At 60.1% G+C, this 22686-nt stretch carries 27 protein-coding genes; 16 read left to right on the plus strand and 11 right to left on the minus strand.

What is annotated here, in order from left to right:
* The first annotated feature begins 18 nt into the window (after positions 1-18).
* Both ACR0NO_RS11075 and ACR0NO_RS11080 read left to right on the plus strand, forming a co-directional pair.
* A complete protein-coding gene (locus ACR0NO_RS11075; RefSeq protein ID WP_480723968.1) occupies positions 19-828 on the plus strand; it encodes a protein-disulfide reductase DsbD domain-containing protein in 810 nt (269 codons plus the stop codon).
* A gap of 4 nt (positions 829-832) precedes the next feature.
* Complete coding sequence (locus ACR0NO_RS11080; protein ID WP_480723969.1) at positions 833-1252, plus strand: NUDIX hydrolase; 420 nt, start codon at positions 833-835, stop codon at positions 1250-1252.
* On the opposite strand, the gene ACR0NO_RS11085 is transcribed toward ACR0NO_RS11080, so the two are convergent.
* The 6 genes from ACR0NO_RS11085 to ACR0NO_RS11110 all read right to left on the minus strand — a co-directional run bounded on the left by ACR0NO_RS11085 (position 1249) and on the right by ACR0NO_RS11110 (position 8741).
* Positions 1249-4650: an efflux RND transporter permease subunit gene (locus tag ACR0NO_RS11085; protein WP_480723970.1), complete on the minus strand. Its 3402-nt coding sequence runs from the start codon at positions 4648-4650 to the stop codon at positions 1249-1251. The genes ACR0NO_RS11080 and ACR0NO_RS11085 overlap by 4 nt on opposite strands.
* Positions 4651-4655: 5 nt before the next feature.
* Complete coding sequence (locus ACR0NO_RS11090; RefSeq protein WP_480723971.1) at positions 4656-6104, minus strand: efflux RND transporter periplasmic adaptor subunit; 1449 nt, start codon at positions 6102-6104, stop codon at positions 4656-4658.
* Between the two features lie 107 nt (positions 6105-6211).
* Positions 6212-6754 (minus strand): molybdenum cofactor biosynthesis protein B, encoded by a 543-nt coding sequence (gene moaB, locus ACR0NO_RS11095; RefSeq protein WP_480723972.1) that lies wholly within the window; start codon positions 6752-6754, stop codon positions 6212-6214.
* Positions 6755-6760: 6 nt separating this feature from the next.
* Complete coding sequence (locus ACR0NO_RS11100) at positions 6761-7381, minus strand: LysE family translocator (RefSeq protein ID WP_480723973.1); 621 nt, start codon at positions 7379-7381, stop codon at positions 6761-6763.
* Positions 7378-7977, minus strand: a complete 600-nt coding sequence (locus ACR0NO_RS11105; protein ID WP_170379102.1) for a metallophosphoesterase — start codon at positions 7975-7977, stop codon at positions 7378-7380. The genes ACR0NO_RS11100 and ACR0NO_RS11105 overlap by 4 nt, the downstream gene beginning before the upstream one ends.
* The gene (locus ACR0NO_RS11110; protein ID WP_480724039.1) at positions 7977-8741 is read right to left on the minus strand and encodes a uracil-DNA glycosylase; all 765 of its coding nucleotides are present in this window, start codon (positions 8739-8741) and stop codon (positions 7977-7979) included. Before ACR0NO_RS11110 ends, ACR0NO_RS11105 begins: the two co-directional genes overlap by 1 nt.
* Before the next feature lie 241 nt (positions 8742-8982).
* Here ACR0NO_RS11110 and ACR0NO_RS11115 point away from each other — a divergent pair, with 241 nt between their 5' ends.
* The 11 genes from ACR0NO_RS11115 to ACR0NO_RS11165 all read left to right on the plus strand — a co-directional run bounded on the left by ACR0NO_RS11115 (position 8983) and on the right by ACR0NO_RS11165 (position 15397).
* Positions 8983-9174 (plus strand): hypothetical protein, encoded by a 192-nt coding sequence (locus ACR0NO_RS11115; RefSeq protein WP_480723974.1) that lies wholly within the window; start codon positions 8983-8985, stop codon positions 9172-9174.
* Between the two features lie 8 nt (positions 9175-9182).
* Entirely contained in the window at positions 9183-9458 is a 276-nt protein-coding gene (locus ACR0NO_RS11120; protein WP_480703352.1) for a hypothetical protein, read from the plus strand.
* 58 nt (positions 9459-9516) lie between these two features.
* The gene (locus ACR0NO_RS11125) at positions 9517-10452 is read left to right on the plus strand and encodes an aspartate carbamoyltransferase catalytic subunit (protein ID WP_170666776.1); all 936 of its coding nucleotides are present in this window, start codon (positions 9517-9519) and stop codon (positions 10450-10452) included.
* Complete coding sequence (locus tag ACR0NO_RS11130) at positions 10449-10967, plus strand: hypothetical protein (protein WP_170666775.1); 519 nt, start codon at positions 10449-10451, stop codon at positions 10965-10967. The genes ACR0NO_RS11125 and ACR0NO_RS11130 overlap by 4 nt, the downstream gene beginning before the upstream one ends.
* The gene (locus ACR0NO_RS11135) at positions 10952-11338 is read left to right on the plus strand and encodes a hypothetical protein (protein WP_170480953.1); all 387 of its coding nucleotides are present in this window, start codon (positions 10952-10954) and stop codon (positions 11336-11338) included. The genes ACR0NO_RS11130 and ACR0NO_RS11135 overlap by 16 nt, the downstream gene beginning before the upstream one ends.
* Complete coding sequence (locus tag ACR0NO_RS11140) at positions 11335-11787, plus strand: hypothetical protein (protein ID WP_170666774.1); 453 nt, start codon at positions 11335-11337, stop codon at positions 11785-11787. The genes ACR0NO_RS11135 and ACR0NO_RS11140 overlap by 4 nt, the downstream gene beginning before the upstream one ends.
* Complete coding sequence (gene pyrC, locus ACR0NO_RS11145) at positions 11784-13064, plus strand: dihydroorotase (protein ID WP_480723975.1); 1281 nt, start codon at positions 11784-11786, stop codon at positions 13062-13064. Before ACR0NO_RS11140 ends, pyrC begins: the two co-directional genes overlap by 4 nt.
* Positions 13064-13669, plus strand: a complete 606-nt coding sequence (gene plsY / locus ACR0NO_RS11150; RefSeq protein WP_170678643.1) for a glycerol-3-phosphate 1-O-acyltransferase PlsY — start codon at positions 13064-13066, stop codon at positions 13667-13669. The genes pyrC and plsY overlap by 1 nt, the downstream gene beginning before the upstream one ends.
* Positions 13666-13935 carry a hypothetical protein gene (locus ACR0NO_RS11155; RefSeq protein WP_480723976.1) on the plus strand — a complete coding sequence of 90 codons (270 nt, stop codon included), beginning with the start codon at positions 13666-13668 and terminating at the stop codon, positions 13933-13935. The genes plsY and ACR0NO_RS11155 overlap by 4 nt, the downstream gene beginning before the upstream one ends.
* A 190-nt stretch (positions 13936-14125) precedes the next feature.
* Positions 14126-14599 carry a YHS domain-containing (seleno)protein gene (locus ACR0NO_RS11160; RefSeq protein WP_170379123.1) on the plus strand — a complete coding sequence of 158 codons (474 nt, stop codon included), beginning with the start codon at positions 14126-14128 and terminating at the stop codon, positions 14597-14599.
* Positions 14600-14866: 267 nt separating this feature from the next.
* Positions 14867-15397, plus strand: coding sequence for an outer membrane protein (locus tag ACR0NO_RS11165; protein WP_170553761.1), 531 nt, complete (start codon positions 14867-14869; stop codon positions 15395-15397).
* A 54-nt stretch (positions 15398-15451) separates the two neighbouring features.
* Here ACR0NO_RS11165 and ACR0NO_RS11170 read toward each other — a convergent pair whose 3' ends face one another.
* Complete coding sequence (locus ACR0NO_RS11170; RefSeq protein WP_480723977.1) at positions 15452-16435, minus strand: quinone oxidoreductase family protein; 984 nt, start codon at positions 16433-16435, stop codon at positions 15452-15454.
* A 193-nt stretch (positions 16436-16628) separates the two neighbouring features.
* Here ACR0NO_RS11170 and ACR0NO_RS11175 point away from each other — a divergent pair, with 193 nt between their 5' ends.
* Positions 16629-17486: a DUF2189 domain-containing protein gene (locus tag ACR0NO_RS11175; protein ID WP_480723978.1), complete on the plus strand. Its 858-nt coding sequence runs from the start codon at positions 16629-16631 to the stop codon at positions 17484-17486.
* 12 nt (positions 17487-17498) lie between these two features.
* Here ACR0NO_RS11175 and ACR0NO_RS11180 read toward each other — a convergent pair whose 3' ends face one another.
* Together ACR0NO_RS11180 and ACR0NO_RS11185 are read right to left on the minus strand one after the other, a co-directional pair.
* Positions 17499-18497 (minus strand): NAD(P)H-quinone oxidoreductase, encoded by a 999-nt coding sequence (locus tag ACR0NO_RS11180; RefSeq protein WP_480723979.1) that lies wholly within the window; start codon positions 18495-18497, stop codon positions 17499-17501.
* A gap of 55 nt (positions 18498-18552) precedes the next feature.
* Positions 18553-19245 (minus strand): COQ9 family protein, encoded by a 693-nt coding sequence (locus ACR0NO_RS11185; protein WP_480723980.1) that lies wholly within the window; start codon positions 19243-19245, stop codon positions 18553-18555.
* A gap of 111 nt (positions 19246-19356) precedes the next feature.
* Between ACR0NO_RS11185 and rpsU the strand changes: the two genes are divergently transcribed.
* Together rpsU and ACR0NO_RS11195 are read left to right on the plus strand one after the other, a co-directional pair.
* Positions 19357-19563 carry a 30S ribosomal protein S21 gene (gene rpsU, locus ACR0NO_RS11190; RefSeq protein ID WP_005614280.1) on the plus strand — a complete coding sequence of 69 codons (207 nt, stop codon included), beginning with the start codon at positions 19357-19359 and terminating at the stop codon, positions 19561-19563.
* 291 nt (positions 19564-19854) lie between these two features.
* A complete protein-coding gene (locus ACR0NO_RS11195; RefSeq protein WP_480723981.1) occupies positions 19855-21021 on the plus strand; it encodes a CAP domain-containing protein in 1167 nt (388 codons plus the stop codon).
* 51 nt (positions 21022-21072) lie between these two features.
* Here ACR0NO_RS11195 and ppk2 read toward each other — a convergent pair whose 3' ends face one another.
* Complete coding sequence (gene ppk2, locus ACR0NO_RS11200; protein ID WP_170379135.1) at positions 21073-21990, minus strand: polyphosphate kinase 2; 918 nt, start codon at positions 21988-21990, stop codon at positions 21073-21075.
* A 220-nt stretch (positions 21991-22210) separates the two neighbouring features.
* Positions 22211-22669: an Lrp/AsnC family transcriptional regulator gene (locus ACR0NO_RS11205; RefSeq protein WP_170462590.1), complete on the minus strand. Its 459-nt coding sequence runs from the start codon at positions 22667-22669 to the stop codon at positions 22211-22213.
* Positions 22670-22686 lie beyond the last annotated feature (17 nt).

A 22686-nucleotide genomic window follows, 5' to 3' on the forward strand; every position in this document is an offset into this window, starting at 1 on the left:
CGCATGTAATGGGGTATGATGACTCGCATGAAATCTTCGGTTGCCCTTCTGCTCGCCTGTCTGGGCCTGTCCGCACCCGCCTCGGCGCAGGGTTTGGACGGCGTTGTTGCGCTGGATGTTCTGGACGGAGGGCGCACGGCCAATGGGACCTATCTGGGCGCGCTGCGTCTGACCCTCAAAGAGGGGTGGAAGACCTATTGGCGCGCACCGGGCGACGCCGGGATCCCGCCGCAATTCGATTGGAGCGGGTCCGGAAACGTGGGCGACGTGCGTATCACCTGGCCCGCGCCCGAGATTTTCGACCAGAACGGCCTGAAATCCATCGGCTACGAGGATCAACTGGTGCTGCCTGTCGAGATTACCCCAAAGAACCCTGCCAAACCTGTGCGCCTGCGGGGTGAGATGGATTTGGGGGTCTGCAAGGACGTATGCATCCCGCAGCGTCTGGGTTTCGACCACAAAGTGGACGCTAGTGCAGGGCGCAACCCCGCAATTGCAGCCGCTTTGGCGCAACGCCCCTTCTCGGCCCTTGAGGCCCGCGTTGCCAAGGCCAGCTGCCATTTGACCCCAACCTCGGAAGGTATGCGGATCGAGGCGCGGGTGACCATGCCTTCGGCCGGAGGGCAGGAGGTTGCGGTGATCGAACCGGGGAACCCGGTCCTTTGGGCCTCGCAACCCGAAACGCAGCGGCAGGGCGGCACACTGATTGCCCGGTCCGAGGTGATCAGTGCCTCAGGGGCACCTTTTGCGTTAGACCGGTCCGAGATTCGGATCACGGTTCTGGGCGCAAACCACGCCGTGGACATTCAGGGATGCTCTGCAGGCTGACCCTATGACGCAATCTCCCAAGATCGGTGCGCTGGCCGTTGTCCTGCATCAGGAAAACGTTCTGTTGGTACAACGCAGCAAGGAACCGGATCGAGGCTTGTGGGGGTTTCCCGGCGGCCATGTGGAATGGGGTGAGACCGTCCTTCAGGCCGCAGAACGGGAATTGTTTGAGGAAACATCGGTCGCGGCTGAACCGCTGCATTATCTGGACAATCTGGACTTGTTGCGGCGGGATGCGGATGGGCAGGTCTTGTCGCACTACCTTCTGGTCGGGGTAGCCTGTCGGTACCAATCGGGCACGCCTTTGGCCGGGGATGACGCGCTGGACGCGCAATGGTTTCCTATCGAACAGATTCTTAAAGGCGACCTACCGATGAGCAACCGTGTGGCAAGCCTGTTGCAGCTTGCGCTGAAGGAGCGTTAGGCCCCGACCCGGTTTTTGAACCGGGAATAAAACACCCCGGACAGCAGTACGCTCAGGATCACGATGGGGATCGCTCCGGCCACAAACGCTCCCAAACCCATGCGCAGAATCTCGGGGGCCTCAGCGCCTCCGTAAAGACCGACCAATGGGTCTACAGGCGCACCCGAGACCATTGGCCAGACCAGCGTCACTCCGAACCAGAGCAACAACGCCCCAGCCGTAGCGCCAAGGGCGGCCTGCACCACGCGGTCCCGGGCATAGATCGCCCGCCGCATCGCAGTCATCGGGCGCGCGAAATCGTTCAAGATCGCCAGCAGAGCGGGCACCAGAACCAGCACCAGAACCATTCCGAAGCCCAGCCCATAGACCAGCGTTATCACTGTTGGCTTGAGGAACTGCGCCTGTTGCGAACCCTCATACAGAAGCGGCGTAAGACCCAGCACCGTCGTCAGCGTGGTCAGCATCACAGGCCGCAACCGGTCGGCTGTGCCTTCGATGATCGAGGGCACCAACCCCCTCTCCTGCTGATAACCATCAATGGTGGTCACAAGGACAATCGAGTCGTTGACGATAATGCCCGTCATGCCCAGAAGCCCGACAACGGTGAACATGCTCAGCGGCACGTCCCAGATGTAGTGCCCCCAGATCGCGCCCACCAATCCGAACGGAATGATCGACATCACCACCAGAGGCCGCGACCAGCTGGCAAAAACCCAGGCCAGAACAAGATAGATGCCGGTCAGGCACAGGATCAGGCCGGTGCGTGCCTCAGAAAGGAATTCGTCTTCTTGTTCGCTCAGGCCCGCCATGCGCCAGTCGACCTGATATTCGCCTGCAATGCGCGGCAGTATCTCTTCGTTCATTGCGCGCCCGATTTCGGCGGCGCGGGCGGGGTCATCCTCGGAAATGTCGCCATTCACCGAAATCACCCGCAACCCGTTCTCGCGCCGGACGGTAGAAAAGCCTGATTTACGCTCGACCGAGACGATGTCGGCCAGCGGGACATAGACCCCGTCCGGCGTGCGCATCAGGGTGCGTTCCAGGAAATCGGCGGTCAGCTCGCCCTCGGGCAGTTCCACGCGGATCTCGGCGCTGCGGGGGCCGTCGGGGAAGGTCGCAGCCTCGATCCCGTTCAACCGGTTGCGCAGCACGCGGCCCAGCGTTTCGATGCGGAAACCCAGCGCCTGACCCTGTGCCGTGAGATCGAGGATGTATTCCTCTTTGTCATAGGCCAGATTGTCCTCAAGCGCCGAGACTTCGGGGTATTTGGACAGTTCGGTCTGCAAATCCTCGGAGGCGGCTTTCAGCGTGTCTACATCCGCGCCGTAGAACTGCACGTCAATCGCGTCCCCTCCCGGACCCGAGCGCCAGCCCCGGAAGCTCAGCAGCTCAACCTTGGGATGGCGGGGGACGAAATCCTGAAGCTCACCGACAAATTCAAAGCTGGAATAGGGGCGTAGGTCGGCGTCGATCAGCTCGATCGAGATACCGCCCAATAGGTCGTCATCCTTGCCCTCGGCAGCAGACAGACCAAAGCCTGCACTGCCGCCAACTTCGGCCAGAACATATTCCAGAGGGTTGCGCCCGTGGCGGTCCTCGTAGATCTGGCCTAGCTCTTCAGTGGCGCGCTGCAATTCGCGCATCATGGCGATCGTGTCAGCACGCGTTGCGCCTTCAGCCATGATGAAATTGCCAGTGACCGAGCCGCGCTCGGGCGCGTTGAAGAACCGCCAGTTCACATCGCCGCGAATAAACAGGGCCGCCTGGGTCGCCAGAATCACCAACATCAATGCAACCACGACATAGCGCGCCCAGATGACCCAGCCGATAAAGGGGCGAAACAGGGTGTCCCGCACCCAACGGAAGCCCCGGTTCACCAACCGGTTGGGCAGGTCGTACCAATGCTCCTTGGCCGAATGCGCAATGGCGTGGGACATGTGGTTCGGCAGGATCAGGAAGCATTCGATGAGTGAGGCCGCCAGCACCGCGATCACCGTAAAAGGGATATCACGGATCAACTCTCCGAACCGGCCACCCACAAGGGTCAGGCCAAAAAAGGCGATCACGGTGGTGATCGTGGCGGCAAAAACCGGCATGGCCATCCGGCGGGCAGCGCGTTCGGCGGCCACGATAGGCGGCTCCCCCAATCGGCGGGCGCGGAAATCGGCGTGTTCACCCACGACGATGGCGTCATCCACCACGATCCCCAGCGTGATGATCAGACCGAACAGAGACACCATGTTCAGCGACAAACCACCGATATACATCAGCGCAATCGCCGCTGACATCGCAACCGGAATACCTGCCGCAACCCAGAAAGCAATGCGCGCGTTCAGGAACAGGAACAGCAGACACACGACAAGGCCAAGGCCGACCAGCCCATTGTCGATCAGAATATCCAGACGGTCAGTGATGGCCTGCGCGCGGGTCCGGATCATCTCGACCGAGACACCTTCGGGCAGGCTGGCCTGCATCTCGGTTACCACGTCCTCGACCGTGTGCTGGATCGCGATGGCATCCCCCAGATTAGAACGATCCACCCGAACCGACATGGCCGGATTTTCCCCGACAAAGTAGCTTCGGTTGCGATTGACCCCTTCGACACGGATCCGCGCCACATCACCGACAAACAGCTTCGAGCCGTCCGCAAAGGTCCGCAGAGCGATGGTCTCAATCTCTTCTGGCGTGCGCTTTTCCGCGCCGGTCCGGATGCGCGCATTGGCACCCGTTACATCCCCCGCTGGGCTGGCATTGACCTCGGCCGAGATGGCCGAGGCGATGTCGGCCAAAGCCACGTCATTGGCAATCAGCTGAGCTGTCGGCACCTCAACCACCACACGCGGGGCGGCCAGACCGCGGATCGTGGTGCGAGTCACGCCAGCGGCAAACAGGCGGTTGATCAGCTCATCGGTGAACTTGGCCAATTGGTCCGGATCAACTGGGCCGGTGACGACCACATCTGTCACCCGATCGCGCCACGCCCCACGCCGGATCGTGGGCTCTTCGGCATCTTCGGGCAGATTGGTGACGCTGTCGACGGCGGTGCGCACCTCTTCCACCGCGCGGGACATGTCCCAGTTCGGCTCGAACTCCAGCCGGATACTGGCAGAGCCTTCGCGAGAGGTCGCCGTGGTGCTTGCCACACCTTCGACCGCCAGCAATTCGGGTTCGAGCAGTTGGACGATGCCATTGTCGACATCCTCAGGGCCAGCCCCTTCCCATTCGACATTCACGTCGACCCGTTCCAGAACCACATCCGGAAAGAACTGGGCCCGCATATTCGGGATGGCCGCCGCGCCAAGCACAAGCATCACCAGCAACAGCAAGTTGGCCACGGTTCTGTGCCGGGTGAAATAGCTTAGGATACCGCCAGCAGCGCTGGGAATTTCGCGCATCATGGCGCTTAGCCCCCGGCCCGGTTTTCAATGCGACGCACCAACGAGGCCGGAACTTTCGCCTCTTCCAACTGGCCGAGCATGCGTGTTTTCTCGGCCTCGGGCATATCCTCGCTTGCCTCAACATGGGTGATTAGTTCGGCCCGTTTCGCATCGGTCAATTCAACCAGATCGGGATCTGCGCTGGCCTCGGCGCGCAGGGGACGCACGCGAACTCCAGATCCCAGCAGAGGCGTGCGGCCTATGACGACCTCGCGCCCTTCCAGCCCTTCGCCGCGCAGCAACACCTCATCGCCCTGACGGCGGATCAGTTGCACAGGCAGAGTTTCCAGACGATCGTCCGCACCCAGCACTAGAACCGTACCGGCAGCATCCAAAACCGAGGACGGCAGGCGCACGACCTGCGCCAGAGGCTGTTCCTGAACCGTCACGGTGACGAAATCGCCGGGCTTGAACCCCGAGGCATCCTCGAGCCGCGCATAGATCAAACGCCCCGTCTGCCCCTCACCTGCCGAGCCGCTGTCGCGGCTGATCCGGCCCGTCGCGGTCAGGTCCGTTCCCGTAACCTCGAGCGAGATGGTGACGGGGGCACTGATCAGCTCTCCGTCTTCGTCGAGCAAGCGCACAAATTGCGCGGTTGAAACGCGGAAGGCCACCTCCAATGCGTTGGGGTCCACCAGTTCGGCCAGCTTCTCATTTGCTGAAACCAAACGCCCTTCGACCAGCGTGACATCTGTCAGCGTGCCTCCGAACCGGGCGCGGATGGTCATGTCCTCCAGATCCCGCTCTGCGGCTTCCTGCGCAATCCGCGCGCGGGCCAGCAGGGTCGTGGCCTGATCCACCCGCGATTCCGCCTGCGCCAGCGCAATGCGGCGTGCCAGTACGGATTGCTGAGCGGAGGCGGCGGTCAATTCGGCCTCTTCCACACTGGCGGTTGCCCCTACGCCACGAGATTCGAGATCGCGCTGACGCTGCAGGGCCCTTTCACGCAGCTCGGCCTGCGCCTCGGCTGATTTCAATTCATCCTGCGCAAGCAACAAGGACCGTTCAGCATCACGTTCTTCGAACTGCGCATCCAGAACGTCCGACTTGGCACGATCCAGTGCCGATTGCGCATCCGCCGGGTCAAGCTCAACCAAGACTTCACCTGTGGTAACGGTGCCGCCATCCTCGAAATCATCCGCCAATGCGATCACGCGACCACCCAGCGCTGCGCGCAACTCCAGTCGGCGGCGGCTTTGCACCTCGCCGAAGGCTTCGAGATTGGGCGTGACGGTCTCAAAAACAGCCGGGCGAACGGTCACCGCAAAGACTCGCTCGCGCGCTTTGGGTTGTTCATTCTCGCGGGTCAGGACCTCTTGCACAGCCCCCGTGACGATCTGAACGGCAACAAACAGCAAGGCCAGCGTCAGCGACGCCAGAAACACACCGACCAGACTCTGCCTTAAGAAACGCATCAGTTATTCATCCCGGTTGCAAATGGGCTGCCCTGCGGAAAATGTAGCGGAGGCACGAAATATGCCAAGCCACAAAGAGGTTATAAGGTGTTGAACGTGCGACCAGTCTACTTCCGTCGCAGATGTTCGTCCAATCTGGGCATTATTTCCACGAAATTGCAGGGGCGGTGGCGAAAATCGAGCTGTTTCTCGAGGATACCGTCCCAAGCGTCCTTGCACGCCCCGGGGCTGCCCGGAAGTGCAAACAGGTAGGTGCCGCCTGCCACGCCACCCGTAGCGCGCGACTGCACCGCCGAAGTTCCGATTTTCTCCATTGAGATGATGGTGAACACCGTCCCGAATGCGTCGATCTCTTTCTCGTAGACGTCGCGATGCGCCTCGACCGTCACGTCCCGTCCGGTCAGCCCGGTGCCACCGGTCGAGATCACAACATCGATTCCGGTATCCGCCACCCAGGCGCGCAGTTGATCGGCGATCTGTGCACGCTCGTCCCGGATGATCTTGCGATCTGCAACCACATGCCCCGCCTTTTCGATGCGGTCCACCAATGTCTGGCCCGAGCGATCCTCGTCAACCGAGCGCGTGTCCGAGACGGTCAGAACAGCGATGCGGATGGGAATGAATTCAATCGTTTCGTCGATTTGTGACATGAGGCGTCAAGCCCTTTCCATGATAGCAAGCCGCAGCGCCAGCGCGGTGAAAATCCCGCCCGTCACCCATCCCATGATGCGTGAGGCGCGTGGATTTCCGATCAGCAACCGTCCTGCCCCACCAGCGAACACGCCAACCAATCCGTTCACGACAAAACCACCCAATGCGATGATCGCGCCAAAGATCAGGAATTGCCCAAGGATCGGGCCCGCCGCAGGATCAATAAACTGCGGGATAAAGGCCAGAACGAACAGGATGACCTTGGGGTTTGTCAGGTTCACAACCATCCCATCCCGAAACGCCATGCGCGTTGGTCTTGCTGGCCCTTCGGTCGAGACCGCTCCGTTGCGGATCGCGCCCCAGGCCAGATACAGCAGATAAGCAACACCCATCCAGCGGATGACATCAAACAGCCATGGCATCGAGTTGACCAAGGCTCCAAGGCCCAGCCCTGCCAGCAGGACATGCACCATCAAACCCAGCGATATCCCGGCGCTTGCCACCAGCGCCGGACGGGGTCCGGATTTCAGGCCCTGCCCGAAGCAGAACATCATATCCGCGCCGGGTGTGAGATTCAGCAACATCGCGGCAGGGACAAAGGCCAGCAGAGTAACGGTTTCAATCATATCGCAACCTCAAACCAATTTGTTCTGGGGCCAAGATTGGCGATTTCTGAACGACCCAATGACCCGCGATAGCCCCAGCTATCGTGGATATGCCCACAAAAGACCAGTTCCGGTTGCAGGCGTTCCACCGCATCGCGCACGGCGACCGATCCGACGGACATCCCTTGCGACGTAGTATCGCCAAACCCTTTGGGCGGAGAGTGAACAACCAGCACATCCGTCCCATCGCAACGGTCCAGCATCTCTGCAGCTTCGGCCTCGCTCAGGTCACAGGACCAGTCGCCAAACGGCGTGACTGGCACGCCGTAGCCCAAGCCAAACAAGCGCAACCCGTCGACCGTCATCCCGGTTCCGTGCAACACATGGACCCCCTCAGGGGCCGCGTCCGTCAACTCAGCCGCGCTTTCGGCATTGCCGGGGATTAGAACCAGCGGTGCCGCTATGCCAGAAAGCATCTGCATCGCCTCATCCAGCCCCTTCCGCATGTTGCAATAGTCTCCGGCCCCGATCACCAAATCCGCATCGGCGCTGGCCGCCACCAGATCGGCCGCACGGTTGCGTGCCATGTGAAGATCCGAAAACGCCAGGATACGCATCACCCGGCCCCCAGTCGCGCTTTCAGCTCAAGCAGATCCGCCCAAGCCTGTCTTTTCATCTGCGGTTGTCGCAGTAGGTAGGCGGGGTGGAACATCGGGATGACGGGCAGGTCCAGCGCCTGATCCCAGTTCCCGCGCAAGCGTGTGATGCCGCGTTTGCCCAAAACCGCCTGACAGCTGATATTGCCCATCACCACCAGCACCTCGGGTTTGGCGAGCGCCACGTGACGTTCCAGAAACGGCTTCATCATGCCGATCTCTTCGGGTTTGGGATCGCGGTTCTGCGGTGGGCGCCAGGGCAGAACATTGGTGATGTAGACATCCTGCGCACGGTCCAGATCAATCGCGGCCAACATACGGTCCAACAGCTGCCCGGCCCGACCAACAAAGGGTTTGCCTTCCCGATCCTCATCCCGACCCGGAGCCTCGCCAATGATCATTACCCGCGCGCCCGGAGTACCATCGGCAAAGACCAACTGACGCGCGCCGCGCTTCAGCTCACAAAGATCGAACGCCTCCATCACCGCGCGCAGCTGGTCGAGGGACGCGGCACCTTGGGCGGCAGCTTTGGCAACCGCCACCGGATCGACCTGTTTGGGCTTTTCCGGCGCGGCTTGCGGGGTTGCAGGCTTCTTCGCCTTGGGCGTCGTATCCGGCAAGGCATAGCGATCAATCGGCGCGTCCCCGATCGCCTCGGTCGCGCCCAGTTCGATCTGCCATTCCAGCAGCGCCTTTGCAGTGTGATAGTCCAAGCCCGATTCCATGCCCCTCAATCTAACCAGCTTTTGCCTGAGGGAAAGCGAATAGACCTTGCCTCGGCACCGGGACAGACCGACCATGCGGGCGTCATGCTGTCTTTTCTGCGATTCCTTCTGGTTGCTCTGGCTCTTGCCCTCGGCGGCGAGCCCGCCTCGGCCCAGTTGCTTGGCGGGGCGGATCAATGCCGGGCGGGTCAGTTTGCCTGCGGCAGCCGCTGCTGCTCGGGCGGGCAGAGGTGCAGCTTTGATGGTCACTGCATTCCCTTGGGCGGAACCTATTGCGGCGGCGGTCGCAGCTGTGGCGCGTTCGAGCGCTGCGTCGCGGGTGGCACACGATGTGCGCCTGCTGGGGCAAACGCTTGCACCTCAAGTCTCGATTGTCCCTCAGGCAGCTTTTGCAGTGCGCGCGGGCAATGTGAAAAAACCATACCCGACTTGAACCCCAGCTTGCCTGAGGCCCTTGACCCACCGCAAGTATGCGATGATGGCCTGACCTGCGCGCGCGGGTCGTCGTGCCTGCCAGGGGGCGGATGCACGCGTCCCGGATGGTTCTTGTGCGAGGAAACCGGATCGCAATGCCGCCCCGGCTTCAAATGCTCGGAACATCAGGGATGTGTTCCGATCAAGGCCATCGACTGTGGCTATGGCAAGTGGTGCAAACCCGGCGAGCAATGCCTACCCGAAGGCGGGTGCGAGAAACTACCCGAAGGGTCGGAACCATAGGTTGCCTCTGCCCGCGTGGCTTTCTATAAGCGGTCCGATTGTCAGACAGGAGCCCGCCATGCGTTTTGCCCATCGTCACCTTCTTGGCATCGAGCATCTGTCGCAATCCGATATCACCGCCATTCTCGATCTGGCCGAAAAATACGTCGACCTGAACCGCCAGTCGACCAAGCATTCGGATGTGCTGTCGGGGCTGACGCAGATCAACATGTTCTTCGAGAATTCGACCCGCACCCAGGCCAGTTTCGAACTGGCGGGCAAACGGTTGGGCGCGGATGTGATGAATATGGCGATGCAGGCCAGCTCGATCAAAAAGGGCGAGACGCTGATCGACACCGCCATGACACTGAACGCAATGCATCCTGACCTGCTGGTGGTACGGCATCCGCATTCCGGGGCCGTGGACCTTCTGGCGCAGAAGGTCAATTGCGCGGTTCTGAACGCAGGGGACGGGCGGCACGAACACCCCACACAGGCCTTGCTGGACGCTCTGACGATCCGCCGGGCCAAGGGCCGGTTGCATCGCCTGAACGTCGCGATCTGCGGCGACGTCGCACATTCCCGCGTGGCGCGGTCGAACCTGATCCTGCTGGGCAAGATGGAGAACCGCATTCGCCTGATCGGCCCGCCCACGCTGGTCCCCTCGCAATTCGCCGATTTCGGGGCCGAGATCTATGACGATATGAACGAGGGCCTTAAAGACGTCGACGTAGTCATGATGCTGCGCCTTCAAAAAGAACGGATGGACGGCGGCTTCATCCCCTCGGAGCGCGAATATTATCACCGCTACGGGCTGGACGCCGCCAAACTGGCGCAGGCCAAGCCCGATGCCATTGTCATGCACCCCGGACCGATGAACCGCGGGGTTGAGATCGACGGTACGCTGGCCGACGACATCAACCGCTCGGTCATTCAGGAACAGGTCGAAATGGGCGTCGCCGTCCGCATGGCCGCGATGGAGCTTCTGGCCCGCAACCTGAGCGAGGTCGCATGAGCGATCTGACCGTCGCCCCCCACGAACACGGTGTGATCCGCCTGTTCGCGCTGGACATGCGTCCGGAAGAGGCCAAGTTCCTGCGCGAACCCGGCGCGGCCGATCAGGTTCTGGGTGTCGATGGTCTAGACGCCGATCAAATCGACATTTTCCCGGTCTCCGATCTCGAAGACCTTGGGCTTTATGGCTACCTGCACGAGGGCGGCGGCGTGCCCGAGGATCAATTGGATCGCAGCATGCTTGAAGCCATCGAAGGCTGGGTCATGGTCGTGCGTAGCGCAGCCTTTGGAGGGCGCGCAGCGCAGCTGAACCCTGATCCTCGTCTGCATTTGCTGGGTCTGTTCACCGAAGAGGCCACAAACTGGACCGGCGGTGCAATTGAAACCGAAAGTGCCAAGCCGTTCTCGGCCCCGCAACCGCCCATCGACAATGATGCCCCCCGCCGTGTTGGATCGGCCCTGATGGCGGTGATCGCTCTGCTTGTTATCGGAGGTGCCCTATGGCTGATCCTGTGACCTTCACCCCGGACAAACGCGCCTATATCCAGACCAACCTGACCCTCGCCGCCATTGCAATGGCGGGCGCGATGCTGGTGCTGTGGTTGATTGGCAACCCCTATGTCTGGACCGGCGCGCCAGCCGGGCTGGCCGCTATCGGGTTTCGCGCCTGGTATCTGGCCTCCGAAGAGCTGAACAATACGTGGGAATTGTCTGACACCACCCTCACCGGCCCCGGCCCTCGGGTCGTCGCGCTGAACCAGATCGAAGCCGTCAATACGATGGGCAGCTTTGTTCAGGTTGTGACACGGGGCGGTGACAAGCACCTCATCAAGTATCAGGCGAACCCCGCCGCCACCAAGGCCGCCATCGAAAGGGCCGCGGGATGAGTGACGGGTGGTGGCGACCCCATATCCCTGAGGGTGAAGAGGTCCTCTGGACCGGGCAACCGCATCAGGGGTATTTCCCACCTCATGTGGGATGGGCTTACCGGATTTTGATCCTAAGCCTCGGTCTGGCATGGCTGGCCAGCCCGTGGTTCGCCGACACCTTGCGCGATTATTGGAAACTCATCGGGTCCACGGGGTTCGTTGCGTTCCTCATGTGGTACGACCGCCTGCTGCGCAGGAGTCGTATCTATGTGGTGACCACCCGCAACGCTTGGTGGATCAGCAAGATCTTCAAGCCCAAAAACGTCCCTATCGACCACGCGTTGAACTACCATCGCAGCGGTCAGAACGTGGTGTTTTCACGCCGCCTGTTTCTTGTATTCGAATACCTGTCCGACCCTGATGCCGCTTTGGCGGCCTTGAACCAAGCCCGAGAGGCCTCAGCATGACTTCTGTCGTTTTCACCAATGCCCGCTTGATCAACCCGGAAACCGGTACGGACAGCTTGGGCTGGCTACACGCCGAAAACGGACACATCGTGGCGCTGGGGGGCGGAAACGCCCCTGCCATCAACGCAGAGGTCATCGACTGCGACGGCAAATGCCTCGCCCCCGGTATTGTCGATATCGGCGTCAAGGTGTGCGAACCGGGTGAACGGCACAAGGAAAGCTACAAATCCGCCGGTCTGGCCGCCGCTGCGGGCGGTGTGACCACCATCGTCACTCGTCCGGACACTTTGCCTGCGGTCGACACGCCGGAAACGCTGGAATTTGCCACTCGGCGGGCGCAAGCGGATGCGCCTGTAAACGTCCTGCCCATGGCCGCCCTTACCAAGGGGCGCGAAGGGCGTGAGATGACTGAGATCGGATTTCTACAGGACGCGGGCGCGGTCGCCTTCACCGATTGCGATCATGTCATCACCAACACCAAGGTATTCTCCCGCGCGCTGACCTATGCCAAATCCTGCGGCGCGCTGGTCATCGCGCACCCTCAGGAACCGGGATTGAGCAAAGGGGCCGCCGCCACGAGCGGTAAGTTTGCTGCTTTGCGCGGGTTGCCAGCCGTCTCGCCCATGGCGGAACGAATGGGGCTGGACCGTGACATCGCCCTGCTAGAGATGACCGGGGCCGCCTATCATGCCGACCAGATAACCACCGCCCGCGCCCTACCCGCGTTGGAGCGTGCCAAGCGCAACGGGCTGGACATCACCGCCGGGACCTCAATCCACCACCTGACGCTGAATGAGCTGGACGTGGCCGACTATCGCACCTTCTTCAAGGTCAAGCCGCCCCTGCGGTCCGAGGATGATAGGCAGGCCGTGATCGAAGCGGTGCGCACCGGCCTGATCGACATCATCAGCTCGATGCACACGCCGCAGGACGAAGAAAGCAAACGCCTGCCGTTTGAAGAGGCCGCCTCGGGCGCGGTTGCGTTGGAGACCTTCCTGCCTGCAGCTCTGCGCCTGTTCCATGCAGGGCAACTGGACCTGCCCAGTCTGTTCCGGGCCATGGCGCTGAATCCCGCGAAACGGTTGGGGCTGGACAGCGGGCGTCTGGCGGAGGGTGCGCCTGCCGATCTGGTTCTTTTCGACCCGGATGTGCCCTTTGTGCTGGACCGGTTTGCCCTGAAATCGAAATCGCAGAACACACCGTTTGACGGGCAGCGCATGCAAGGTAAGGTCCTTGCAACCTATGTGGCCGGCAAAGACGTGTACCGGAGAACCTGATGCCCGAAATCGACAGCTCAATGACCGTACTCGCCCTGTGGGCGGCCTTGGGATACCTGATCGGATCAATCCCTTTTGGTCTGATCATCGCGCGCGTCATGGGGCTGGGTAATCTGCGGCAGATCGGATCGGGCAATATCGGCGCAACAAATGTTCTGCGCACCGGCAGCAAACCGGCCGCCGCGCTGACGCTGCTGCTGGATGGCGGCAAAGGGGCGTTGGCGGTCCTGCTGGCACGCGCCTATGCAGGTGAGGACGCGGCGCAGATTGCCGCCCTGATGGCCTTTCTCGGCCACTGCCTGCCTGTTTGGCTTGCCTTCAAGGGCGGTAAAGGCGTTGCAACCTTCATCGGCCTTTGGCTGGCGCTGGATTGGCGCGTTGGTGTTGCTTGCTGTCTGACCTGGCTGGTCTCCGTCGCGATCTGGCGCATGTCCTCGGCCGGAGCGCTGGCCGCAGCGGCCTTGTCGACCACTTGGATCATCACCCTGACAGACGGTTCGACATTCATCCTCGGAATTGCCCTGACCTTCCTGATCTACTGGCGTCATAAGGACAACGTGGCACGTATCAAATCCCGGACCGAGCCGAAAATCGGGAAATCGTGACCCCGCCAGAGGATTTTCTGTCGGCACTTTTCGCCCTGCCCACCGGTACGTTCTCTGGCCGAGCAGATGCCAAGCGCTATGTGGTCTCGCGGCAGGTTCTGGCCGGGGGCAAATCCCACAAGCTTGTCGCGCATGAGCTGGGCGGGACGGACTATATCAGCCTGAACCTCTACCAGACGCGAAACAGCGGCGCGCTGCTGCGTCCCTGTGAAATGCCCGCCCCCAAAGTGGTGGATTTCGTATTGGCGCTGACCCCGGATATCTGATTGATATTCCGCATTTTTGCACAGCACCTCTGTGTCTTGGCACAATCACAATTCATTGTTTTGAACGTGATCAACCCGCCTCCCATCTGCAGTCCGTGGCGGCCAATTACCGGTCTCACAAGATAAAATCCCGGGTCCGCAAATCGCAATTCAGGCGAGGTCGCGCGGCCCTTTCACGAAAGGTGAAGCTATGAACACGTTTAAATCTCTGATCGGCGGAGTTGCCCTGTCTGTTGCTCTGGCCACTTCGACCTTGGCCGCTGGTGTTGAACTCAACGCAAGCTCGACCGGCCTGGCGATGCAAGGCTATGACCCGGTTGCCTATTTCACCGCTGGCGAAGCAACCAAAGGCGACTACCGCATCACCGCCCTGCACAACGACGCTCTGTACCGCTTCTCGTCGGAAGAAAACAAAGTGGCATTTGAAGCCAACCCCGAGGCCTACCTGCCCGCATATGGCGGCTACTGCGCCTTCGGCGCGGCCATGGGCTTCAAGTTCGACGGTGACCCGAACCACTGGAAAATCGTTGACAACAAACTGTACCTGAACCTGTCGCAAGACATCCAGGAACGTTGGGAAGGCGACATCCCGGGCTTCATCGAGCAAGCCAGCACCAACTGGGAAACCATCGCAGACAAAAGCCCGGCTGAACTGCAGCAATAATCCGCTGAAATTGACAGTACGCGTCGGCGGCAGAGTGATCTGCCGCCGCATTTTATTTGAAGCTTTGAAAACACTAACTATCTTATTGAGACAGACCCAGATTTAACGGGCGGACATCGGGCCAGACGGCCTGAACGATCCAAGACCTAGTACGGAATATGCCACAAACGATGATCCGGTCCTGAGGCAGGGCCGTATTTGAGTATGGATATGCGTAGCCAGACCCACAAATTGGCGCGCGGTTATTTGGAATGAAAGGATCAAGACATGATAGGCAGATTGGCACTTGTGACAGCGGCGTCCACCCTAGCGGCAGGGGCCGCGATGGCCCAATCCTCGGGCAACTGGACAGGGTTCTACGGCGGTCTGCAATTGGGCTATATCGACGTGGACACCAGCGTCTCCGGCGTCGATGGCGATGGCGCGATTGGCGGTATCATCCTTGGATATGACTACGATCTGGGCGACTGGGTCGTGGGCGGCGGCTTTGACTATGACTGGACCAATATCGATCTCGGCCCCGCAACTGTCGAGGACGTCTGGCGGATCAAAGTGCGCGCTGGCTACAAGGTGAACCCTCAGGGTCTTCTATACGGCGTTGGCGGCTATGCGGATGCTGGCACCGACAATCTGGGCAGCGACGACGGCTGGTTCATCGGCGCAGGCTATGAGCAGATCGTGGCCCCTAATGTCAGCATCGCAGGCGAGTTGCTTTATCACGAGTTTGACAACTTCAACTCGTCCAGCGTGGATGTTGACGCCACAACCCTCCAGATTCGAGCGGCCTACCGCTTCTGATTTTTCCGGCTTTGTACTGGAACAGACCCGGCGTCCTGCGCCGGGTCTCTGCGTTTAAAGGTCCAGAATTGTGCTACCTGTGGTTTGCCGCGCCTCTAGCGCGCGGTGCGCTTCGGCAATCTGATCCAGAGGGAAGCGTTGGTCGATATGGATCTTGACCTCGCCGCCTTGAACCTTGCCAAACAACCGCCGCGCCATCGCCTGACAAACCGCATGATCGGCAATATGCGTAAACAGGGTCGGGCGGGTGATCTTGAGCGAGCCTTTCTGCCCGAGAACGCCGATATTAACCGGCGGCACCGGCCCGGATGCATTGCCGAAGGATATCATCATCCCCAAAGGCTTCAGGCAGTCCAATGAGCCATCAAACGTATCGGCCCCAACGGAATCCATGACCACATCGACACCCTTGCCGCCGGTCAGTTCGGCAACGCGTTCGGCAAAGTTCTCGGTTCGGTAGTTGATGCAATGGGCCGCGCCGTTAAATTGCGCCAGACTGCATTTTTCATCTGTCCCTGCGGTTCCGATCAGCTTGATGCCTTCGGATTTCGCCCATTGGCAGGCGATCAGCCCAACACCGCCCGCAGCCGCGTGAAACAGAACCGTGTCGCCGCGCTTCAAGGGAGTGGTGCGATGGAACAGATATTCGACCGTCAGACCTTTCAACATCATCCCGGCGGCTATTTCGAAGGGGATGCCATCCGGCAGAGGGCATACCTGCGCTGCGGGCATCACCCGCGCCTCGCAATAGGCGCCGGACGGGGCGCTGGCATAGGCCGCGCGTTGGCCCGGCTGCAAATGCGTCACGCCTTCACCGACAGCCTCGATCACGCCCGCAGCCTCCATCCCCAATGCATGCGGCAATTCAAGAGGATAGAGGCCCGTTCGTTGATAGACATCAATGAAGTTCAACCCGCACGCCTCATGGCGAATGCGAACTTCGCCGGGGCCGGGATCGCCTAAAGGCTTGTCCTTGATCTGGAGGACCTCGGGTCCGCCGAATTCCTCAATGACAACTGTACGCGCAGTTTGCTGCATTCTGACCTCCTCTTGCCTTTGCTCAAGCTAACACGCCTGCGCGGCAAGACAATCCGGGCGATGCGGCGGCGGCAATTCGGGAAATTCCAAAACTGTGCTATACTGCATACAGGCGTTGCCGGCTGGTCCGGCCACGAGCAACCCTCAGCCGGATCCATTCCGCGGCGCACCACTCGCCAAGGAAGGGAACAAAATGGCAAAAACTATCGGTAATCCGATCAGCTGGGCGGCCCAAAGCCTTGGAGCAACTAGCGATCACGTCTCGGAAAGCGTCTCGCACCTGGGCAGCTCGGACGTGCGCCACCTGCCCATGGTGCAGCCACTCACATTCAACGACCTGAAATACTGCCTGAGGGCCGGATACACGGACTTTCTGGAAACCCGCGCGGATGCGATCTTTATTGTGCTGATCTACCCAATCGCCGGGCTGTTGATGGTGGGCTTTGCAATGAACATGGATCTGGTGCCATTGCTGGCACCCCTGATCGCAGGCTTTGCCCTGATCGGCCCGATCGCAGCCGTTGGTCTATATGAAATCAGCCGCAAGCGCGAACAAGGCGGAGAGGTCCATTGGCTGGACGCGTTCGGTGTGTTCCGATCGCCCTCCTTCGGGGCAATTCTGGCGCTCGGGTTCTATTTAGTCCTGCTGCTGCTTGTCTGGCTGATGGTCGCTCAAAGCGTCTATGCGCAGACGCTCGGCCCCGAACCGCCTGCCTCGCTGGGCGCATTTGCGACCGAGGTCCTGACCACCGGTGCGGGGTGGACAATGGTCATCTTCGGTACCGCTGCGGGGTTCTTTTTCGCGCTGATTGCGCTGGCGGTCAGCGTTGTCAGCTTCCCGCTTCTGCTGGACCGTAAAGTAGGGCTGCCCGTGGCCGTTGTGACATCCGTTCGCGTGCTGCGCCACAATCCCGGCGTCATCATGGGTTGGGGCTTCATCGTCGCGACCCTGCTGGTGCTGGGCGCGATCCCAATGCTGCTGGGGCTGATCGTCGTGATGCCCGTTCTGGGCCACGCAACATGGCACCTCTACCGGCGCGCTGTTGCGTAACCCAAAAGGTCTCTAGCCCGCGACGTTCAGAACGATCTTGCCAATATGCTGCGAGCTTTCCATGAGCGTGTGCGCCGCAGCGGCCTCGGCCAGAGGGAATTCGCTGTGCATCACCGGCGCGACCTTGCCTGCAGAGAGCAGCGGCCAGACGGCCTCGTGCAGGTCCTGAGCGATCTTCGCCTTGGCCAGATCGCTTTGCGGCCGCAGCGTGCTGCCGGTCAGCGTTAGGCGTTTCACCATCATCAGGGCAAAGTTCAACTCGGCCACGGGTCCTTGCAAAAAGGCGATCTGAACCAGACGTCCATCCTCGGCCAGCGCTTTCACGTTACGCGGGATATAGTCGCCTCCAACCATATCGAGGATCAGGTTCGCTCCACCTTCGGCCCGCATGACCCCAACGAAGTCTTCATCCCAGTAGTTGATCGCTTTTTCGGCCCCCAAGCTCACACAGGCCGCACATTTCTCAACCGAGCCCGCCGTCGCAAAGACACGCGCGCCAAACGCGTTCGCCAATTGGATCGCCGTCGTTCCGATACCGCTAGATCCACCATGGACAAGGAACCGCTCACCCGCTTTCAGACCTCCGCGCGTGAAGACATTCGACCAGACAGTGAAAAAGGTCTCTGGCAGGCAGGCGGCTTGCTTTAGGTCCATGCCATCGGGAACAGGCAGGCAATGCGCGGCGGGCGTGGCGACATATTCAGCATATCCGCCGCCCGGAAGCAGCGCGCAGACTTTGTCACCGATCGAGAGCCCCTCAACGCCCGCGCCAATCGCAACCACTTCGCCCGAGGCCTCAAGCCCCGGCAGATCGCTTGCACCGGGAGGCGGATCATAGGCCCCGGCGCGCTGCAGCGCGTCCGGTCGGTTCACGCCAGCATAGGCCACTTTCAAAACAACCTGCCCGGCCGCCGGCTCGGGAATCGGTCGTTCGGTCAGTTGCAGGACATCAGGGCCGCCGGGTTCGGTGATTTCGACGGCACGCATTGTCTGGGTCTCGGGCGAAGTCATGGGCAAATCTCCTTTGCCCAATGCCTAGCAGGCCAAAAAGCAAAGGCCCAGATGCTTACTTGCGCGGGTTCAACATCCCCGGCAAATCAGCCCGCATCTTCATCGGAGGTTTCACCTGAGCTGCAAACCAATTCGGAACGGCCAGCAATGGCTTGAGCAACTGGTTGCCGTTCACCTGCGCCTTGAGCTTTTCGAACTGCATCACGTTTTCGATGCGACGATCCAGAAACGCCCAACTGTTCTGGTGATCCGGCGAATCATCCCCCAGCCAGAACAGCAGTGTCGACGAATAGACCCCCGATAGGGTTGCGCGCTTGGTGTACCAGTTTACATCATCGGACGTATCGCCCAGCGCGTCCCAAATCAGATCGCAAGTCCCCCAGACGGCCTTGGCACCATCCGCGGCGTGGTTGGGCAGTGAAAACAGGGTCATGCCCCTGCGCACCAGTTCCTTGTCCTCAACAGCCTCAAGCCGGAACCGAACGGCGGCGGCGACCTTTTCACGAAACTTCAGCTCGCTCATGTCAGTGGACTTGATTCTGTCCAGCATGACCTGATCGCCTCGCGCGTGGTAGGCCAGCGCCAGATCGACCGCGCCGCGCGGGCAGATCGCACGGGCCAGACCGTCATCCAGATCGCAATCGACAACGGCCGCGCGAAAGCTGGCCTCGGACCAGCCATCGAACGGGACATGCATCAGGATCGCGTCCAGCAGCTGTTTCTTGGTGTCTTCATATGTGACGGTCATGGTGGGTCTCCGGTGCTTGGGCACAGTACTAGACAAGATAGAGCGGCTTTGCTATACGGCCAACTCCTGCAATTTCCTTGCAACTCTATCTAGAAAGGTGGTGACAACCACATGCAGGTTAGTGTTCGCGACAACAACGTCGATCAGGCGCTTCGTGCCCTGAAGAAAAAGCTGCAGCGCGAAGGCGTGTTCCGTGAAATGAAGCTGAAGCAACATTTCGAGAAACCGTCCGAGAAAAAAGCGCGCGAGAAGGCTGAAGCGATCCGTCGTGCCCGTAAACTGGCACGTAAGAAAGCACAGCGCGAAGGTTTGCTCTAAGCACCTGACGCTCGTCCAGTTTTGGATGACACTATTTGACGACCCCCGAGGCATCGCCCGGGGGTTTGTCGTTTCTAAGTGCGTTTTTGCCCGCGCCACTGCACAACCAGTGCGATAACTCGCCGAGCCTTAGTCTCGCCTCTTTCTCGGCGTTTTCCAGCGCAGCGAATCTGCGTCCGACTGCATCGTCTCGCCGAAAAGCGCCGATTTTCATCGCCTCTCTGTTCATGTCTTTGGTGGCCCCGATAACTGGGCTCGTCCACTCAGACAAAACATAAAACGGAGGCAAAAATGTCTACAGCAAGTGAAGTAGAACGAGAGATGCTGGCGCTCATCAACCAAGAGCGCACATCCCGCGGTCTGGACCCCCTGCAACTTGAAAGACAGCTTAACGAGTCATCAGAAGACCACAGCGCATGGATGCTGAATACGGACCGGTTCAGCCACACCGGATCGGGCGGATCCAGCGCAACCCAGCGCATGCAGTCGGCCGGTTTCGATCTGGAAGGCAACTGGCGCACGGGCGAGAATATCGCCTGGCAATCCGAGCGCGGCGCCCCAGGCATCAGCGATGATGTCGCGCAACTGCACCAGAACCTGATGAACAGCCCCGGCCACAGGGCCAACATTCTGAACCCCGATTTCAAATATATCGGGATCGGCGTTGAGACGGGCGACATGCAGGGCTTTGACGCAGTCATGGTGACGCAAAACTTTGCCACAACTGACGCAGAGGTCATGCTGGACATTGACGACACCGCCATGACGCCGCCCCCGGCTGAAGATCCAGTGCCCGAGGAACCGGAAACAGATGTGACGGAAACCGAAGACCCAACTCAGGAACAACCGGTAACCGATGTCACCGAGACGGAAGATCCGGAACCGGAACAGCCTGAGACTGATGTCACAGAGACAGAGGACCCGGAACCCGAGCAGCCCGAAACTGACGTCACCGAGACAGAAGACCCGGAGCCCGAGCAGCCCGAAACTGACGTCACCGAGACCGAAGACCCGGAACCTGAACTGCCCGAAACCGATGTCACCGAGACGGAAGATCCAGAACCGGAACAGCCCGAAACCGATTTCACCGAGACCGAGGACCCGGAACCTGAACAACCCGAGACCGACGTCACTGAGACTGATGATCCAGAGCCCGAGCAGCCCGAGACCAATGTCACCGAGATCGAGGACCCTGATAGCGGTTGTTTCGACGTAGCAGCTTTCCTCGCCGAAATTGAGGCGTTCATTCAACAGCTGCAGATGCAGTTGGATCAATTCGCCTGGAATGATGACGTCATGACTCCGGACGAACCCGAGGATGACTTGGATCTGGTGATGGTCGACGATATGGACCCATCCTCGGATGACACGTCGTGCCCGGAGATGGCATCGGACGACTCCGGAGACGTCTTCTTCGTCAACTTCTTCAATTTCGATTGCATGATGGACGTCGCCTGACGGCCCATCCTGATGCGAGGCAGTCCGCTGCCTCGCATCCTCACAACACGATCAGTAGATCTTGGGTACGTGCAGCTCGTCGGGCAGAACGCGGCGTTCGTAGTCCGGATTGTAGCGGCGATCGGGCAGATTGACCCTCTCATGCGGAACATCCGTATAGGGGATCATGGTCAGAAGATGCTCGATACAGTTCAGACGCTCGCGTTTCTTGTCATTACCTTCCACAATGTACCACGGCGCCTCGGGGATATTGGTGCGGAAGAACATGTCTTCCTTGGCCTTAGTGTAGGATTCCCAGCGGATGCGGGATTCCAGGTCCATGGGCGACAGCTTCCACTGTTTCATCGGATCATGGATGCGCATGAGGAATCGCAGTTGCTGTTCTTCATCCGTGATCGAGAACCAGTATTTCAGCAAGATGATCCCCGAGCGCACCAACATACGCTCAAATTCAGGAACGTCCTGAAAGAACTGTTCGACCTGATCCTCGGTCGCAAAGCCCATCACCCGCTCTACGCCTGCACGGTTGTACCAGGACCGATCGAACAGAACGATCTCACCGGCTGCAGGCAGGTGCGGCACGTAGCGCTGGAAATACCACTGACTTTGTTCCCGGCGGCTGGGGGCTGGCAAAGCGACCACACGCGCCACACGCGGATTGAGGCGCTGGGTGATCCGTTTGATCACACCACCCTTGCCCGCACTGTCACGGCCTTCAAACAGGATACAGACTTTGGCACCGGTGTGCTGAACCCAGTCCTGCACCTTGATCAACTCAGCCTGAAGGCGCAGCAGGTTTCGGAAATAAACCTTTCGGTCCAGCATATCCGGATGCTGTTCCCGATAGATCTTGCGAACTTCCATCGACAGCATCGGCTCGCTGAATTCGATCTCGAAGTCCTCATCCAGCGTATCTTCCAGCTCAGCCTCCAACCAGTCTTTGGGGGCGCCATCGTTTTCGTAGGCCAAGGTCAACTCCTTATTATTCTTCGGGTTCCCACCCTGGCAGGTTTGTGTAACCGCCTGATGTCATCAGATGAATTGATGACATCGCGCTGCCGGGATCACGGGGAGGCGCAGCGCGAGGGTCTCATCGTCTCAATTTTGGACGCCCCGCCCCGGGGATACAAGCCGTAGAATTGACGCAAGGCAGTCCTTTGCCTTTCTGCGCGCAGAAAATAGGCGCCGTTCAAACTGGCAGGGCGGTTGTTTTGAACACCGTGCGCAAAGCGAACGAACTTTGCATCTGCGCCACTTTGGGCAATCGCGACAGGTATTGACGGTGGATCCGGGCGAAATCCTCGGTATCTTCGGCCACCACTTTCAGGATGTAGTCAGCGGTTCCGGCCATCAGGTGACATTCTAGAACGTCCGGGATTCGCGAAACCGCCTTTTCGAACGCGTCCAGAACTTCTTCGGCCTGGCCCTGCAATGTGATCTCGACAAAGACGGTCGTCGGCACATTCATCTTGCGCGCATCCAGCAAAGCCACGTAATTGCGGATATAGCCGTCAGCCTCAAGCCTTTGTACCCGGCGATGGCAGGCCGAGGGGGACAGGTTCGCCTGCTCCGACAGCTCGGCATTTGACATTCGACCATTGCGCTGCAGTGCAGAAAGTATCTTCCGATCAGTCGTGTCTAGGCTCATTGCTGCAATTCCTTTGC

The sequence above is a fragment of the Ruegeria sp. CL3 genome, from assembly GCF_056536505.1.

What these genes read in the sequence shown, in the direction of transcription:
- ACR0NO_RS11075 (WP_480723968.1), top strand. Translation starts at nt 19, where the DNA reads ATGACTCGCATGAAATCTTCGGTTGCCCTTCTGCTCGCCTGTCTGGGC.
- ACR0NO_RS11080 (WP_480723969.1), top strand. Translation starts at nt 833, where the DNA reads ATGACGCAATCTCCCAAGATCGGTGCGCTGGCCGTTGTCCTGCATCAG.
- ACR0NO_RS11085 (WP_480723970.1), bottom strand. Translation starts at nt 4,650, where the DNA reads ATGATGCGCGAAATTCCCAGCGCTGCTGGCGGTATCCTAAGCTATTTC.
- ACR0NO_RS11090 (WP_480723971.1), bottom strand. Translation starts at nt 6,104, where the DNA reads ATGCGTTTCTTAAGGCAGAGTCTGGTCGGTGTGTTTCTGGCGTCGCTG.
- moaB (WP_480723972.1), bottom strand. Translation starts at nt 6,754, where the DNA reads ATGTCACAAATCGACGAAACGATTGAATTCATTCCCATCCGCATCGCT.
- ACR0NO_RS11100 (WP_480723973.1), bottom strand. Translation starts at nt 7,381, where the DNA reads ATGATTGAAACCGTTACTCTGCTGGCCTTTGTCCCTGCCGCGATGTTG.
- ACR0NO_RS11105 (WP_170379102.1), bottom strand. Translation starts at nt 7,977, where the DNA reads ATGCGTATCCTGGCGTTTTCGGATCTTCACATGGCACGCAACCGTGCG.
- ACR0NO_RS11110 (WP_480724039.1), bottom strand. Translation starts at nt 8,741, where the DNA reads ATGGAATCGGGCTTGGACTATCACACTGCAAAGGCGCTGCTGGAATGG.
- ACR0NO_RS11115 (WP_480723974.1), top strand. Translation starts at nt 8,983, where the DNA reads ATGGTCACTGCATTCCCTTGGGCGGAACCTATTGCGGCGGCGGTCGCA.
- ACR0NO_RS11125 (WP_170666776.1), top strand. Translation starts at nt 9,517, where the DNA reads ATGCGTTTTGCCCATCGTCACCTTCTTGGCATCGAGCATCTGTCGCAA.
- ACR0NO_RS11130 (WP_170666775.1), top strand. Translation starts at nt 10,449, where the DNA reads ATGAGCGATCTGACCGTCGCCCCCCACGAACACGGTGTGATCCGCCTG.
- ACR0NO_RS11135 (WP_170480953.1), top strand. Translation starts at nt 10,952, where the DNA reads ATGGCTGATCCTGTGACCTTCACCCCGGACAAACGCGCCTATATCCAG.
- ACR0NO_RS11140 (WP_170666774.1), top strand. Translation starts at nt 11,335, where the DNA reads ATGAGTGACGGGTGGTGGCGACCCCATATCCCTGAGGGTGAAGAGGTC.
- pyrC (WP_480723975.1), top strand. Translation starts at nt 11,784, where the DNA reads ATGACTTCTGTCGTTTTCACCAATGCCCGCTTGATCAACCCGGAAACC.
- plsY (WP_170678643.1), top strand. Translation starts at nt 13,064, where the DNA reads ATGCCCGAAATCGACAGCTCAATGACCGTACTCGCCCTGTGGGCGGCC.
- ACR0NO_RS11160 (WP_170379123.1), top strand. Translation starts at nt 14,126, where the DNA reads ATGAACACGTTTAAATCTCTGATCGGCGGAGTTGCCCTGTCTGTTGCT.
- ACR0NO_RS11165 (WP_170553761.1), top strand. Translation starts at nt 14,867, where the DNA reads ATGATAGGCAGATTGGCACTTGTGACAGCGGCGTCCACCCTAGCGGCA.
- ACR0NO_RS11170 (WP_480723977.1), bottom strand. Translation starts at nt 16,435, where the DNA reads ATGCAGCAAACTGCGCGTACAGTTGTCATTGAGGAATTCGGCGGACCC.
- ACR0NO_RS11175 (WP_480723978.1), top strand. Translation starts at nt 16,629, where the DNA reads ATGGCAAAAACTATCGGTAATCCGATCAGCTGGGCGGCCCAAAGCCTT.
- ACR0NO_RS11180 (WP_480723979.1), bottom strand. Translation starts at nt 18,497, where the DNA reads ATGACTTCGCCCGAGACCCAGACAATGCGTGCCGTCGAAATCACCGAA.
- ACR0NO_RS11185 (WP_480723980.1), bottom strand. Translation starts at nt 19,245, where the DNA reads ATGACCGTCACATATGAAGACACCAAGAAACAGCTGCTGGACGCGATC.
- rpsU (WP_005614280.1), top strand. Translation starts at nt 19,357, where the DNA reads ATGCAGGTTAGTGTTCGCGACAACAACGTCGATCAGGCGCTTCGTGCC.
- ACR0NO_RS11195 (WP_480723981.1), top strand. Translation starts at nt 19,855, where the DNA reads ATGTCTACAGCAAGTGAAGTAGAACGAGAGATGCTGGCGCTCATCAAC.
- ACR0NO_RS11205 (WP_170462590.1), bottom strand. Translation starts at nt 22,669, where the DNA reads ATGAGCCTAGACACGACTGATCGGAAGATACTTTCTGCACTGCAGCGC.